This is a genomic window from Rhizobium glycinendophyticum (genome assembly GCF_006443685.1).
Lineage (GTDB): Bacteria > Pseudomonadota > Alphaproteobacteria > Rhizobiales > Rhizobiaceae > Allorhizobium > Allorhizobium glycinendophyticum.
In genome coordinates this window covers 86263-101315 of sequence record NZ_VFYP01000005.1, presented here as the reverse complement: position 1 = coordinate 101315, position 15053 = coordinate 86263, and the positions used below count along the sequence as shown (strand labels likewise).

14 protein-coding genes are annotated in these 15053 nt (G+C 60.8%); 2 read left to right on the top strand and 12 right to left on the bottom strand.

The window, feature by feature from the left end; all coding sequences use genetic code 11:
* Window positions 1-6 precede the first annotated feature (6 nt).
* Genes FJQ55_RS20805 through coxB form a run of 3 tightly spaced genes read right to left on the bottom strand, consistent with a single transcriptional unit; the run spans window position 7 to window position 3526 of the window.
* Complete coding sequence (locus FJQ55_RS20805) at window positions 7-342, bottom strand: hypothetical protein (protein WP_140831591.1); 336 nt, start codon at window positions 340-342, stop codon at window positions 7-9.
* The gene (ctaD, locus tag FJQ55_RS20800) at window positions 339-2867 is read right to left on the bottom strand and encodes a cytochrome c oxidase subunit I (RefSeq protein ID WP_140831589.1); all 2529 of its coding nucleotides are present in this window, start codon (window positions 2865-2867) and stop codon (window positions 339-341) included. Before ctaD ends, FJQ55_RS20805 begins: the two co-directional genes overlap by 4 nt.
* On the bottom strand, window positions 2864-3526 hold the full coding sequence (gene coxB, locus FJQ55_RS20795) for a cytochrome c oxidase subunit II (RefSeq protein WP_246085225.1): 663 nt from the start codon (window positions 3524-3526) through the stop codon (window positions 2864-2866). The genes ctaD and coxB overlap by 4 nt, the downstream gene beginning before the upstream one ends.
* Window positions 3527-3610: 84 nt before the next feature.
* On the opposite strand from coxB, the gene FJQ55_RS20790 reads away from it, so the two are divergent.
* Window positions 3611-4117, top strand: coding sequence for a DUF2231 domain-containing protein (locus tag FJQ55_RS20790; protein WP_140831584.1), 507 nt, complete (start codon window positions 3611-3613; stop codon window positions 4115-4117).
* Here the strand turns inward: FJQ55_RS20790 and FJQ55_RS20785 are convergent.
* From FJQ55_RS20785 to FJQ55_RS20745, 9 genes are all read right to left on the bottom strand, one after another.
* Entirely contained in the window at window positions 4095-4595 is a 501-nt protein-coding gene (locus FJQ55_RS20785) for a CopD family protein (protein ID WP_140831582.1), read from the bottom strand. The genes FJQ55_RS20790 and FJQ55_RS20785 overlap by 23 nt on opposite strands.
* On the bottom strand, window positions 4592-5338 hold the full coding sequence (locus FJQ55_RS20780; RefSeq protein ID WP_140831580.1) for a cytochrome c oxidase assembly protein: 747 nt from the start codon (window positions 5336-5338) through the stop codon (window positions 4592-4594). Before FJQ55_RS20780 ends, FJQ55_RS20785 begins: the two co-directional genes overlap by 4 nt.
* A 256-nt stretch (window positions 5339-5594) precedes the next feature.
* Window positions 5595-6971: an FGGY-family carbohydrate kinase gene (locus FJQ55_RS20775; protein WP_140831578.1), complete on the bottom strand. Its 1377-nt coding sequence runs from the start codon at window positions 6969-6971 to the stop codon at window positions 5595-5597.
* Window positions 6968-7288, bottom strand: a complete 321-nt coding sequence (gene rhaM / locus FJQ55_RS20770; protein ID WP_140831576.1) for an L-rhamnose mutarotase — start codon at window positions 7286-7288, stop codon at window positions 6968-6970. Before rhaM ends, FJQ55_RS20775 begins: the two co-directional genes overlap by 4 nt.
* Window positions 7285-8301 (bottom strand): ABC transporter permease, encoded by a 1017-nt coding sequence (locus FJQ55_RS20765; RefSeq protein WP_140831574.1) that lies wholly within the window; start codon window positions 8299-8301, stop codon window positions 7285-7287. Before FJQ55_RS20765 ends, rhaM begins: the two co-directional genes overlap by 4 nt.
* Complete coding sequence (locus FJQ55_RS20760; protein ID WP_140831572.1) at window positions 8298-9290, bottom strand: ABC transporter permease; 993 nt, start codon at window positions 9288-9290, stop codon at window positions 8298-8300. The genes FJQ55_RS20765 and FJQ55_RS20760 overlap by 4 nt, the downstream gene beginning before the upstream one ends.
* A gap of 9 nt (window positions 9291-9299) precedes the next feature.
* The gene (locus FJQ55_RS20755) at window positions 9300-10835 is read right to left on the bottom strand and encodes a sugar ABC transporter ATP-binding protein (RefSeq protein WP_140831569.1); all 1536 of its coding nucleotides are present in this window, start codon (window positions 10833-10835) and stop codon (window positions 9300-9302) included.
* 62 nt (window positions 10836-10897) lie between these two features.
* Window positions 10898-11893: a rhamnose ABC transporter substrate-binding protein gene (rhaS, locus tag FJQ55_RS20750; protein ID WP_140831567.1), complete on the bottom strand. Its 996-nt coding sequence runs from the start codon at window positions 11891-11893 to the stop codon at window positions 10898-10900.
* A 49-nt stretch (window positions 11894-11942) separates the two neighbouring features.
* The gene (locus tag FJQ55_RS20745) at window positions 11943-12755 is read right to left on the bottom strand and encodes a DeoR/GlpR family DNA-binding transcription regulator (protein WP_140831565.1); all 813 of its coding nucleotides are present in this window, start codon (window positions 12753-12755) and stop codon (window positions 11943-11945) included.
* A gap of 200 nt (window positions 12756-12955) precedes the next feature.
* Between FJQ55_RS20745 and FJQ55_RS20740 the strand changes: the two genes are divergently transcribed.
* Entirely contained in the window at window positions 12956-15052 is a 2097-nt protein-coding gene (locus FJQ55_RS20740; protein WP_140831563.1) for a bifunctional rhamnulose-1-phosphate aldolase/short-chain dehydrogenase, read from the top strand.
* The last annotated feature ends 1 nt before the right edge of the window (window position 15053 follow it).

Sequence of the window (15053 nt, the reverse complement as noted above, 5' to 3'; positions counted from 1 at the left end):
GGCCGCTCAGCATAGAGTGAGCCAGAATATGCCCGCAAATGTCACCAGCGTGGCTGCTGCCGCTGTGAAGTTAGCCAACCGCGAGATTTGCAGGAGACGCCGCCTTTCATCTTCCGGCGCGCCCGTGGCTGGCTTTAGCCAGTGCCTCTCCATAAGGTAAAACAGCGCGAAGGTCGTCAACACCATACCCGATAACGTCCCTCGAAGCAGCGAGGTCGGGCCGAGCGGCGTTTCATGCCAACCGAGCTTGCAACCTGTTGCCTGGACGCCATAGAGCAGCAGGAAGGCTGCCGACCAGATGACAAAGCCGGCCAGGAGACCGGCGAAGGGATGTCCTTTCATCCGTTGCCCCCCATCTGGCTCAGGTTCTGCAGGGCAAACGGGAAGGCCAGACCGATTAGCCCTGCAATAGCTGTATAGTCATGCCAGAGCCTGCAAATGCGCAGATCGAGAGATCGGCTTTCCGACACGTAACCCGCATACCAGCGCCACAGACCGTAGGCAGCCAAGAGTCCACCGATCGTGACATGCAGTCCGACATAGACTGCGACGGCGAAGGCGGAGGCGGATGCGGCATGCGCCTGTGGTGCAGGAATCACGAACAGGATCGTGGCCATTGCAACCAACGCAATCAGATATCCGCCCAGGGCTAAGGCAAGGCCGAGCGGGGTGGCGCCCGCCTGACCGGTCGCGATACGCGCGCCGACCGCGGTTACCATCAGGCCGGCGGCGGCAAGCGCGGATCGGCCGGTGAAGGTGAAATCCATATCCGGTGGCGGCCAATTGGGGGCCGAAAGCCAGAGGAAGAAAGCGCCGAACAGCAGGGAGGTGTAGAGCGTCGCATTGGCTGCAAGCACAAAGACCACGCCCCACCAGGATGGCGGCTGCGCTGCCTGCTGGTGATGTGGCGCGCTCGAGCCGAGGCCGACTTCGAGTTGCGGGATATCCTGCTTAAGTCCGGTGGAGGGTGTCCATCGGAGAAAGAGCCCGACCACGAGCACAACCGCGACGGGCGTCAGCCAGTAGAGTTTGGCGAGCAGACTGGCAAAGAAGAGGGCCGTCGCCACTGCAGTCCAGAATGGAAGGTAGGTTGGACGGGGCAGGATCACGACGTGATCGATCTCACCTGTCACCATGTCGACGGCGAGGGTTTCCATCCAGCCATTGCGCATGAAGCCGAGATAGCCGCGGCCGGCGGCAAGGCGGGGCCCCAGTTTCTGCGGCTCCAGCCCGTCTGCGCGCTGCTCGAGACGTGGCAGCGATCCGAAAGTGTAGGACGGAGGCGGGGTGGGCGTTGCCCATTCGAGTGTCCCGGCCTGCCAGGGATCGCGACGGAAGGGGCGACCGAAGCGGATCAGGAGGATGAGATCGAGGGCGACGAGCGCAAAGCCAATCGTCATGACGAAGCTGCCCATTGAGGAAACGAAGTTAAGGACCTCCCATCCCGATTCCTGAGGGTATTCGAATACCCGGCGCGGCATGCCTCTGAGACCCGTCAGGTGCATGGCGAAGAAGGTGGTGTTGAAGCCGATGAAGACCAGCCAGAATGCGGGCTTCGATAAATGCTGGACCGGCTGGCGGCCGGTGATGTGAGGAAGCCAGTAGTAGGCGGCGGCCATCATCGGAAAGACGAATCCACCGACCAAAACATAGTGCAGATGGGCGACGACGAAGTGGCTGTCATGGGCTTGCCAGTCGAAGGGAACCATGGCGAGCATGACCCCGGTCAGGCCGCCGAGCACGAAGACGAAGAAGAAGCCAAACACATGCAGCATGGGGATCGAGAGCCGAGGTCGCCCATGTGCCATTGTCGCCAGCCAGGCGAAGATCTGGATGCCGGTCGGGATCGCGACGAGCGCGCTTGCGGCGGAGAAGAAGGACAGCGCCACATGGGGTATGCCAACGGTGTACATGTGGTGGACCCAGAGGCCGAAGGAGAGGAAGGCCATGGCGACGATGGCCGCCACGATTAGGTTGTAGCCTTCCAGCGTGCGGCGGGAGAGGACCGGGATGATGGTAGAGAGCGCGCCTGCCGCCGGCAGGAAGATGATGTAGACCTCCGGATGGCCGAAGAGCCAGAAGAGGTGCTGCCAGAGCAGTGGGTCGCCGCCGCGTATCGGGTCAAAAAAGGGAAGGTCGAAGGCTCGTTCCACTTCCAGCAGAATGGAGCCGAGGATCAGTGGCGGAAAGCCGATCAGCATCATGGCGGCTACGACCAGCATGTACCAGGCAAAGATCGGCATTCGGGTGAGCGACATGCCAGGCGCCCTCAGCTTGAGGATCGTCACCATCAACTCGATTGCAGCCGACAGCGCTGATATCTCGACAAAGGTAATGCCGAGCAACCAGACGTCGGCATTGATCCCCGGCGAATAAGGCTTCGAGGAGAGGGGCGTATACATGAACCAGCCGCCGTCGGGCGCGATGCCGAAGACGAGAGCTGTGATCAGGAACGAACCGCCAAAGAAGTAACACCAGTATCCGTAAGCCGACATGCGCGGGAATGCGAGATCGCGAGCACCTAGCATCTTGGGAAGCAGGTAGATTGCCAGTCCCTCGAAGAAGGGGATGGCGAACAGGAACATCATGATCACGCCATGCATCGTGAACACCTGGGCGTATTGCTCCGCGTCGAGGAAGGCGCTGTTGCTGGAGGCAAGCTGCGTGCGGATCAGCATGGCGAGGACGCCGCCAATGGAGAAGAACACGAGCGCGGTCACCATGAAGCGTCGGCCGACGACGTTGTGGTTGACGGCGGAGAACCGCCTCAATCCTTTTCCCGATCCCCAGACGGCATCCAGTTGGTGATGCAGCTGGATCGGCGAGTGGGCCGGCGCTTGGCCTGTTTCGTAAGGTGTCTCGCTCATTCTTCCGCCTCTGCCGTCGTCATGGTCAGCTCTGTCAGGCGCTGCCGATAACTTTCCTGGGGGTGAGCCTCGACATCAAACCGCATGCCGGTGTGGCCGGTGCCGCAGTATTCGGCGCATATGCCGCCATAGCGCCCGGGAGTGTCCGCCTTGATCCGCAGCCGCGTCGCATGACCCGGTATTGCGTCGATTTTGCCGGCGAGACGCGGGATCCAGAAACTGTGGATCACATCCGTGCTGGTGACGCTCAGTTCGACAACGACACCGGCCGGAATATGCAAGGTGCCGCTACTGCCTGGTGCTGCGGCCATGTCCGGATAGCGGAAGTCCCATTGCCACATGCTGCCACGAGCCTCGATGCGTGCGCCGACCGGCTCGTTTTGCCAGGCGCCCAGCAGGAACTCCCCTTTTGCCATGCCGTAGGCCATCAGAGCCAGCAGCACAGGAATGGGCAGGGCAAGCCCTCCGAGGATCATCCAGCGTCTCGGAGACAGCCTGCTGCCGAAGCCGGGGCGATAGATCACGAGCAGGAAAAGGGTGATAACCAGCGCAAAGATGAGCGTCGCTCCCCCCAGCATGACCCACCAGAGATTGGCAATCGCACTGGAATAGGGGCCCGCAGGATCGAGCGCCGAAAGGTCTCCGGAACAGCCACCCAACGCCAATGGCAGATAAAGCCCGATTGTGCTGCGAGGGAACCATAGAGCGCCGCGACGCTTTCTCGTCTGAAACGGAGATGTTCCATGAGTGACGCAGACACGAGCAGCCGCCAGAATCCGGTCATTGAAAAGCTGGAAGCGAAGGACAAGACCTCGGCGATCGCCGTTGCGGGCCATCCCCTCCACGCCATGAGCGTGCACTTTCCCATTGCGCTGGTTTTCGGGACCCTGGTGGTCGATGTCTTCTACTGGTTCACCGCCGATACGTTCTGGCTGCGGGTGGGGCTGTGGACCTCCGGCACGGCGTTTTTTGCGGGCATTGCTGCCGGCATCGTCGGTACGGCCGAGCTGATACTCGTTCCCGGCATCCGAGCCCGCGTCGCCAGCTGGGCGCATGCCATTGCCGCCGTCACGCTGATTTCGGTCGCCGGCGCAAACTGGGGCCTCCGTCTGCTCGACCCTTTTGCGGTCCTGCCACACGGCATGCTGCTGTCGGTGCTTGCAAGCATCCTCACTGGTGTTGCGGGCTGGCATGGGGGGAAGCTGATCTTCGATCACGGTATCGGCCTCATGGTGTCGCCCAAGGATTGATCGGGTCCAGCAAACGCTTCAGGCCGCCTGGTTCGCCCAGAATGCGCGGAAGGGAGAAGCCGGGCGCTTCCTTGGCGAGAACGAGGAAAAGAATGGCGGTGACCACAGCGCAACAACTGGCGGTCGCCAGCAGGAAACGCCAGGGCGGATAGATCTCGCCTTCCCGGAACAGGCGGATGATCACGAGCCCGGAAAATACGTGGAACATCGCGAGCAGGGCTACGAAGCCGAGCTTCCACGAAAACCAGGGCGCAAAGACTTCACGCAGGAAGCTGAGAGCGATGCCGCTCGAGACGGCGATGAAGGCTGCCGGCGAAATGATGGCGACATAGGCAAAGCGGACCATGCGCTGCATGCGGTAGAGTGAATCGTTACTCTTCACATGCGCCCGCTGGACGTAGAGGCTCGGCAGGCTTATCAGGCCTGCGGTCCAGATCGAAATTGCGGCGATGTGCAGGAATTTTAGAATGACAATCATGAACGCACCGCCCGCCGCTCAGAATCTTGCGGTGTGAAAAGGCGGGAGAGCACGCGCAGAGCGACGAAAAGATAGGGGAAGGCGGCCAGAACCCACATCAGGAGGCCGGAGAGCTGCTGGTCTGCAAGCGGCAGCATGCCATAGGGCTGCGTCGTCCCCAGATGTGCGATAAAGAGCGGGTTGCGAGCGAACGTCAATAATGCGCCCAGCATGCCCATCTGCAGCGTCGTTCCGAGCAGCAAGGCAAGGGCTGCGCCAACCGTCCGTCCGGGCGCAAGTATGTCGCTCCAGAGCCAGATAGCGGAGCCGATCAAGGACAGTTCCATGAGCCAGTAGGCGGCGGGTGAGCTGAGCGCAAAGAGATACGGGGCGGGGGCATGCCATAGCCACATCAACCCTGTATGCGCCAGAAAGGACAATTGGGCCGGGAGCAATGTTGATCCGCGTCTTCCTCGAGGCAAAGCAAGAATGATGAGCGGCGCCATGACCGCGACCAAGAGGATATGATGCAGGACCCGCACGGAAAAAAGCGCCGAAGCCAGCGAACAGAGCGGGGAAACGAAGGCGAGCAGGGCCACCACGAGCGCCGCGATTGCAGCATTGCGCTCTCTAGATTTCTCGCTCGTCATCAGGAGGATAAAAAAGCCGGCTGCCAGCACGCTCAGAAGGACGGGGTCGAAATTCCACTGGCGCATCAGGTTGTCCGGCAGGGGCGGAGGACCGCAATAGATGTCTAGGTCCATCACGAAACCCGCCGCGGTGTCGACCGGACTTCGCTCGACCGCAGACGGGGTGAGGTGCTGCGTCTCAAGTCAGATGTCGACAGGATTTCGCCTACGTCATTTGTGTATGGCCTTGTCGCGCCCAGCATGTCCGCTCCGCTTTGTTCCCATAACTTGGGGCGCAACAGTGAGGGGTGCGTTTTTGTTCCATAACCGAAAACGTGGCCCGTTCACGTTTGGGGCAGGGCGGCCGAGTGTGATTCAAACTTTGGGGTTCTTACGCTGTCTGCGTTAGGCGTCGCCAATGATCCGCATAAGCCTGCAGGCCCTCAATCGTGTCCCTGACCTCATGCATGGGCACCTCCAAGCGGATCCCCGTCAGCAAGGCGGCGCCGATCGCGGTTCCGGTGGTCGCCTCAGAGGCGTGCACGGCGCGCTCAGCCAGCGTGTGGAGTGCCGCCAGATAAAGCCAATTGCCAGCAAAGGGACCCTCCACGACGATCGGCCCGTCGGAGGCGATGAGATCCAGGCAAGTCAGTGTCATCAGCGCTTCATAAAGGCTAGCCGCTACACGGTGCTCAGCGGGTGATGCCGGCTGTTTTGTCCAGCATGCGGTGCGAGCGGGGAAAGGTCCCGTGCCTTCGACGACGCTCGGCAGCACCATCAGGTCTTTATCGAGCACCGACCTCAGGGCCGCCCCCTCTTCGTCCTGGGTAGTCGATGGGAGGTCGTGCGTCATCAAATCCCATTCGCGCCCTCCCATGAAACGGGCAGAGGGAACGGGGCTGCCGTTGGCGTCGACATTGACGAGGGTGTCACGTGCTGCATCGAGATGTGCTGGCCTCGCGCCGACGGCGAAGCTGATCACCCAGGTTCCGGTCGAGACCACTGTGCAGGGTGTGCCGAAGCCGATCAGATGCGGCAGCAGCGAGGCGTTGGAATCATGAATGCCGCAATAGATGGGCACAAGTTTGGATAACCCGAGTTCTTTAGCAATCTCAGGGCGCATCGGGCCGAGCGCATCGAAGGCGGAGCGAAGGGGTGCCATCAGAGAGCGGACATCCAGCCGGTCGACCAGCGGTGAATAAGTCCCATCGAAGGGTAGCCAGAGATCGGTGTGGCAGCCGAGCGACGTCGCCTCGTTGGCCGCGATACCGGTCAGTCGGTAGGCCCAGTATTGTGGGTAGGTTAGGATCGTTGCGACGCGGGCGAAGGCTTGCGGGAACTGCTCTTTCTGGAAATGCAGCTGTGCGCCCCAATTGAGGCCGCCGGAGAGCAGGGGGGACGAGGTTTGAGCGAAGTCCGGGCGAAGTTCGGCATAGGCGGCCTGAATGTCCTGCGGATAAAGATGCTCATAGTCGAGAACGGGAAGGGCGAGTTCGCCGTCCTTGTCGAGCAGAACACCGGAGGCGCCGTGGGTGGTGATGGACAGAGCGTCGAAGCCGGGATGGGCTGCGAATTCCGTCAAGGTGGCGATGATAAAGGCCCAGAGGCTGTCGATGTCGAAATGGGTATAGGGAGGGCCTGGCAGGACCACATTGGCGGTCTTGCGGACGGCGATTTCGCGGCCGGTCGAGGCGTCGATCACGACGAGTTTCGCATTGGTCTTGCCGATATCGATGACCGCGATGCGCTGGAAGGGAAGCGTGCTCATGGCAGATGGAAGACAGGAACCAGGTCGACCGCAACTGGTGAGTTATCGGGATTGGACTGCATGATGTCGGCCATATGAGCCCACCAACGCTTCATCACGGGATGGTTCGGCAGGTCGGCCATCTTGTGGTCCCGTGGTCTCGACAACACGCCGAAGAGGATGTTCGTTTCCGGATCGAGATGGATGGAATAGTCGCTGATGCCTGCGTCATGCAGAAGGGCTACGAGCTCCGGCCAAATCTCGTCATGGCGCTTGCGATACTCGGCTTCCATGCCGGGATTGAGCTTCATCTTAAAGGCGTAACGTTCGGTGGTCATGCAGCATTCCTCGCTTGGCGAAGGCGACGGGCGACGATCGGCAGTGCGATGGTGATGATCAGCAGCAGGCCGATGAAGATCGACATGACGATGCCGGGCACATTGAGCAGGCCGAGACCGAATGTGACGAGGCCCATGACGAAGGCGGCAATGACGACGCCTGCAATGGTGCCTGATCCACCGAGGATCGAGACGCCGCCGAGCACGACCATGGTCACGACTTCGAGCTCGAAGCCTTGCGCGATCGACGGGCGTGTGGAGCCGAGACGCGAGGTCAGGCAGACAGCGGCGATGCCGCTCATCAAGCCTGTCGACACAAAGAGGATGAACTTCACCCGTTCGACAGGTATGCCGGAGAAGCGGGCGGCGAGCGGGTTCGTGCCGATGACATAGACATGGCGGCCGAAATTGGTTCGGTGAAGGAGAATGCCGAAGACGGCGGCCATGACCAGGAAGAGGACAAATTCGAAGGAGAAGACCCAGACGACATAGCCCTGGCCGAAATACGAGAAATCCGCCGGATACTTGCCGAAAGCCTGGTCGCCCAGCACAATGTAAGAAATGCCCCGAAACAGGCTCATCGTGCCGATGGTGACGACGATGGAGGGGAGCTTCAGCCCTGCAACGAGCAGGCCGTTGAAGGCGCCGCAGGCGAGGCCCACCGTGATGCCGATCGCCACCAGGCTTGGCGTGCCCACACCCATCTGCACGGCATAGCCCATGGCGGTCGAGGCAAGTGCAATAATGGCGGCGACGGAAAGATCAATTTCACCGGCAATGATCAGAAGAGCCATGGCAAAGGCGATCAGGGCCTTTTCGGTGAAGTTGAAGGTCGCGTCCGACAGGTTCCAAGCGTTGAGAAAGTAGGGTGAGGCCAGCGAATTCGCGATGAAGATGATGACCGCTACGCCAAAGAGCAGCACTTCCCAGCTTCCAAGAAGTCGACGGAATGGCGTTTCGAGACGATCGGGAATGACGCGGGTTTCGTGTGTTTGCTTGGACGACGTGCTCATGCCGTCACCTCCGTCTTGGCTGCGCGGTCACGCAGGATGATGCGACCCTTCTTGCGCTCGGCACGGGCGTTGAAGACAACGGCGAGCACGATGACGATGCCGGAGATGGCCATCTGGGCGAAGGGCGAGATACCGATGACCGGCAGGGCGTTCTTGATCACCCCAAGGAAGAGGGCGCCGAGTACGGTGCCTATGACCGTGCCGATCCCGCCTGCGATCGAGATGCCACCGATCACGCAGGCCGCCACACTATCAAGTTCGAAGCCGGCCGCGATGTCGACATAGGCGACCGCATAGCGCGAGACCCAGAGGTAACCCGAGAGACCAGCCAGAGCGCCGGAGAGAACGAACGAGAGGAAGCGGGCGCGGCCGACATCGATGCCGGCATAGACGGCTGCGACCGGGTTGCCGCCGGCGGCATAGGTCGACCGTCCGAAGGGTGTGCGAGCGAGGATGAAGCCAACGAGTATGACGACGGCTAACGCTGTCCAGGAGAGGATTGGCAGGCCGAGGACAGGCAGGCGCGGTACGCCGAGGAAATCAGGCTGCATCTGGTGGGCATTCACCCAGGCGCCACCGGACAGGACGAAGCTCATGCCGCGATAGATGGTGAGCGTGCCGAGAGTGACGACGATCGGCGGAATACGCAGTGCCCATACGAGAAAACCGTTGATCGCGCCCAGCGCCCCGCCGATGCCGATGGCGAGAAGAACGAGGAGGGCGAGCGGCAGGCCGGGATAGGTGCTGTCGAGCATTGCGACAGCCATGCCGGTGAAGGCGAGGTTGGCTGCGACGGACAGATCGATCGACTTGGTCAGGATGACCACCATCTGGCCAAGCGCCAGAATGATCAGGATCGAGGTGTCGTTGAAAATGGTCGCGAGATTGCTGGGCGAGGCGAAATTGGGCGCGCGCGAGGTGAAGGCGAGGATCATGCCGATGATGATCAGGGCCAGCAACATTTCGCGGTTCTTGAGCAGGTTCTGCATGGTCATTCCTTACGCGTTGCCGGTTGCGGCGCGGACCAGCGTCTCGGCCGTCAGCCCGTCGCGATCAAAGATGCCCGCCTGCAGTCCCTCGCGCATGACCATGACCCGGTCGGACATGCCGAGGATCTCGGGAAGTTCGGAGGAGATCATGATGATCGACAGACCTTCGGAGGCGAGTTCGGAAATGAAGGCGTGGACGGCTGCCTTCGAGCCAATGTCGATGCCCTTGGTGGGTTCATCGAGGATGATGACCTTCGGGGCTGTGGCCAGCCACTTGCCGATGACAACCTTCTGCTGATTGCCGCCCGAGAGCGTGCCGACAGGCACGGACAAAGCTGCCGCGCGCAGGTCGAGCCGCTCGGCATAGCGGCGGGCAAGCTTCAACTCATTGGCAGCCTTGAGGAAGCCGGAAACGGAGGTGCGCACCAGCGAGGGCAGGGACATGTTCTGATAGATTGGCAGATCGAGCGCCAAACCGTGCCGACCACGTTCTTCCGGGACATAGACGATGCCCGCAGTGATGGCGTCCGCCGGCGTGGCGATCCGGATTTCGCGGCCATCCAGTTGGACAGTTCCCGAAGCGGGGCGCGTAATGCCGAACAGCGACTGGCAGAGTTCCGAGCGTCCGGCACCGATCAGCCCGTATATGCCGAGGATTTCTCCCTTGCGCAGGTCGAAGGAGATGTCGCGGAATTCTGTCGCGTGGCTATAGCCACTGACTTTGAGCACGGACCCACCAATCGCTACTTCGGTTTTCGGGAAAATGTCGTGGACGTCGCGGCCCACCATCTGGCGGACAATCTCATCCTGTGGCGTGTCCTTGAGGATGCCGGAGCCGACCATGCGGCCATCGCGGAAGACGGCGTAATTGTCGGCGATTTCGTAAAGTTCGTCGAACTTGTGGCTGATGAAAAGGATCGCCTTGCCTTGGCGCTTCAGGCCCTCGACGATGCGGAAGAGATCGTCGATCTCCTTGCGTGAAAGGGCCGCCGTCGGTTCGTCCATGATGACGATCCGGGCGTCGACGGAGAGCGCGCGGGCGATGGCGACGAGGTGGCGCTGCGCGATCGAGAAGTCCTTGAGCTTCGTCGTCGGGTCCATGTCGCTTTCGAGCGCTTTCATCAGCGCGCGCGACCGCTCGTTGATCTGGCGCCAGTCGATCAGGCCGAAACGCGTGCGTGGCGCGTGGCCGAGAAAGATGTTTTCGCCAACCGTCAGTTCGTCGAACAGGACGGTTTCCTGATGGATTGCCGTTACGCCCGCATCAATGGCATCCTGGGCATCGGCAAAGGTGGTGGTTTTGCCGTCGATCAGGATTTCGCCTTCGTTCGGCCGATAGATGCCCGTCAGGATCTTGACCAGCGTCGACTTGCCGGCGCCGTTCTCGCCGATCAGCGCGGTCACCTTGCCCGGGTAGAGGGCAATGTCGACCTTGTCGAGCGCTTTCACGCCCGGAAAGATTTGCGAGATGCCGCGCATCTCAAGAAGAGGCGTGCCGACGGGTCTTGCGCCCGCGGCGAGCGTGCTGGCTTGAACGGTCATCATGTGCTTACCGAAATGAAGTGAAGTCCCCGGCGGCTCGTGCCGCCGGGGTGAGTTGTCCGAGATCAGAAGATCTTGGAGAACTCTTCGATGTTCGACTTGTCGTAGACGAAGGGATCGGCCATTGCGGCTTCACCACCGTCACCAACCTTGATCTTGCCCATGCGGCCGGCGTCGATTTCAGAGCCGGGCGCCGCATCGGTTTCGCCCTTGACCAGGCGATAGGCGATCTGAGTTGCCGAGTAACCAAGGTCGATGGGGTTCCAGATGGCGAATTCCTTCGTCGCACCCGACTGGATGGCACCTGCCATTTCAGAGGGGAGGCCAAGGCCGGTGACGTAAACGTCGCCGATCTTGCCGGCATCCTTGACGGCCTGCGAAGCGGCGAGAACGCCGACGGTGGTCGGAGCAACGATGACCTTGACGTTCGTCTGCGAGGTCAGGAGGCCGTTGGCTTCACGGTAGCTCTTGTCCGCCAGGTCATCCCCATAGACTGTCGTAACCAGGTTGAGGCCAGGGAAGTCCTTCAACTGCTTCTTCATTTCCTCGATCCAGATGTTCTGGTTGGTCGAGGTGGTGGTGGCCGAGAGGATGGCGAAGTCACCCTTTCCGTCCGGCAGATGGTTGGCGGCAAGCTGCAGGCACATCTTGCCGATCAGCGCGTTCGACGAGGGGTTCAGGTGCATGATGCGACCTTCCGGGGCGACGCCCGAATCCCACGAGATGACCTTGATGCCGCGGTCCATGGCCTTCTTGAGGGCCGGGACGACTGCGTCCGGATCGTTTGCGGAGATCGCGATGGCGTCGACGCCCTGTGCGATCAGCGAGTTGATCACTTCGATCTGGCCTTCGGCCGTGGTCGAGGTCGGGCCGGTGTAGATCACTTCGACGCCGCCGAGTTCCTTGGCCGCTTCCTGCGCACCCTTGTTGGCAGCTTCGAAGAAGCCGATGCCGAGCGACTTGACGACCAGCGCGATCTTCATGTCGGCGGCCTGCGCGGCAGAGCCCATGGTGGCAAGCGCGATGGCGGCGCTAGCGAGCAGTAGTTTCGTCAGTTTCATTTTATCCTCCCAGGTTGATGAACTGTCTATTCCTCCCTCCCGAACGCCTTCAGGCGACCGATGAGGTATCCTCCCTCTCCGCAGAAGCCAGCGGCTTTACGGTCATGAGCTTTACGCCGGCGTCGGTGACCATGGCGGCCGCCTCGTCGGAAATTCTGTCGTCGGTGATGATCGTCGAGACCTTGTCGAGCGCGCACAGGATTAGGCTTGAGCGCTTGGCGAACTTGCTGGAGTCCACCATGACGATGAGCTCTTCGGCCTGACGCACCAGCTTCTGCTCACTCTGGATGACGAGCGCATCCGATTCCATCACGCCGAGCGCATTGATCCCCTGCGCGCCGATGAAGATGCGGCGGGCGTAGAAATTGCGGATCGCGTCATTCTCGAAGGGTGACAGGATCAGGCTCTGGTCGCGGTAAATCGCGCCGCCGGGAACCGATACCGTGCACTTCGAATGCTTCACTAGATGCTCGGCGATGGCGAAGGAATTGGTCATCACCTGCAGGCGGCGGGCTGACATGAAATGCACCATCTGAAATGTCGTGGTGCCACCATTGATGATGATGGAGTCGCCTTCTTCGCAGAGATCGACGGCAGCGCGCGCAATTGCGCGTTTCTTGTCGATGTTGACTGATTCGGACACGCGGAATGGTCGGGCAGCGAGGTTTCCGAGCTGCGGCGGGTGAACGGCCTCAGCCCCGCCCCGCACACGCCTGAGCTTTCCCTGCACGTGAAGAGACGCGATGTCGCGGCGGATCGTGGCTTCAGAAGCCTCGGTCAGCTCGGCAATATCCTGCACCGTGATCACAGGCTTCTCCTGGATCGCGCTCAGAATAATGCGATGGCGTTCGCGTTCGTGCATGGTGTCCTCCTGACGGTGATTTATTCGCAATGTTTTTACGCTGTCAATCAGAAACGATCAAAAATAATAATATTGCACCGCACAATGAAAAGAAATGATCGAAATTGATTGACAATCGGCGGGCGGCTGCGCGATATCTGCCTTCAACAAGGAGACGGGTCGTTGAGTGCTGCCCGTGAATCAATACCAGGGAGGATGTCATGTCGGGCCAAACCAGCCTTCTCGAAAGCCGTTGGGACGATGCTTATGCTGCGAAGCTCGATGAACCGGGCAAGCTGCTCTACCGGTCGAACCTGCTCGGTGCCGACAAGCGCATCACCAATTACGGCGGCGGCAATACGTCTGCCAAGGTGATGGAAACCGATCCGCTTACGGGCGAGCAGATCAAGGTGCTGTGGGTGAAGGGGTCCGGCGGCGACGTCGGTACGATCAAGCTCGACGGTTTCGCGACGCTCTACCAGCACAAGCTGGACGCTTTAAAGGGCATCTACAAGGGCGTCGAAGACGAAGACCGCATGGTCGGCTTCCTGCCGCATTGCACCTTCAACCTCAATCCGCGTGCCGCCTCAATCGATACGCCCTTGCACGGCTTCGTGCCGTTTGCGCATGTCGACCACATGCATCCGGATGCGATCATCGCGATTGCGGCTGCGAAGAATTCACGAGAACTGACGCAGACGATCTTTGGCTCTGAAATCGGCTGGCTGCCCTGGCGCCGTCCGGGTTTCCAGCTCGGCCTCGACCTCGAGGCTTTCGTGAAGGCCAACCCGGCGGCCAAGGGCGTCGTTCTCGAAAGCCATGGCCTTTTCACTTGGGCCAACGATGCCAAGGACTGCTATCTGCTTACGCTCGAGATCATCAACAGGGCGATTTCCTGGTTCGCCAAGGAAACGGCGGGCAAGACGATCTTCGGCGGCGCTGTGGCTCAGAGCCTGCCGGCGGACGAGCGGCGCGCCATCGTTGCGCGGCTGATGCCGGAGATTCGCGGCCGGATCGGTAAGGCGGAGCGCAAGCTCGGCCATTTCGATGACCAGGATGCCGTGCTCGAATTCGTCAATTCGAAGAACCTGCACTCGCTCGGCGCGCTCGGCACGTCCTGCCCAGATCACTTCCTGCGCACAAAGATCCGTCCGTTGATCGTCGATTTCGATCCGGCAAACCCGGATGTCGATGCTGTGCTCGCTGGGCTGGATGGGGCGCTCGAAGCCTATCGAGCCGACTACACCCGTTATTACGAAAGCTGCAAACACGATAACTCGCCCAAGATCCGCGATCCCAATCCGGTGATCTTCCTGGTGCCGGGCGTCGGTATGCTTTCCTTTGCCAAGGACAAGGCCACGGCGCGCATCGCGGGTGAGTTCTACGTCAACGCGATCAACGTCATGCGTGGCGCCTCGACGGTTTCCGAATATCAGGGGCTTCCGGAGCAGGAAGCCTTTGATATCGAATACTGGCTGCTCGAAGAGGCCAAACTGCAGCGCATGCCGAAGCCGAAGAGCCTGGCGGGGCGCGTCGCCTTTGTCACCGGTGGTGCGGGCGGCATTGGCCGGGCAACGGCCGAGCGACTGCTCGCCGAAGGTGCCTGCGTGGTGCTGGCGGACATTGACGCGAACGCGCTCGAACAAACTATGGGTGATTTTGGCAAGCGGCATGGCGGTGACGTCGTGCGCTCTTGCCAGCTCGACGTGACGCGGGAAGATGCCGTGATCAAGGCATTCGCCGAGGCTTGCGTCGAATTCGGCGGGGTCGATATTTTGGTATCAAATGCCGGCATTGCGTCCTCGGCTCCGGTCGAAGAAACGACGCTTGCCATGTGGGACAAGAATATCAGCATTCTCGCGACGGGTTATTTCCTCGTGTCTCGCGAAGCCTTCCGGCTGTTCCGCAGACAGAAGCTTGGTGGAAACGTCGTCTTTGTTGCCTCGAAGAACGGTCTCGCGTCTTCGCCGAACGCATCGGCCTATTGCACGGCCAAGGCTGCCGAGATCCATCTCGCCCGCTGCCTGGCGCTTGAAGGGGCGGACGAAGGCATCCGCGTCAACACGGTCAATCCGGATGCGGTCCTGCGCGGATCGAAGATCTGGAACGGCGAGTGGCGCGAACAGCGCGCGGCCTCTTCGAAGATCGAGGTAGACGATCTCGAAGAGCATTACCGCAAGCGTTCGATGCTGAAGTTGAATGTCTTCCCGGAAGATATTGCAGAGGCGATCTACTTCCTGGCGTCCGATATGTCGGCCAAGTCGACCGGCAACATCATCAATGTGGATGCCGGCAACGCCCAGAGCTTTACCCGCTGAT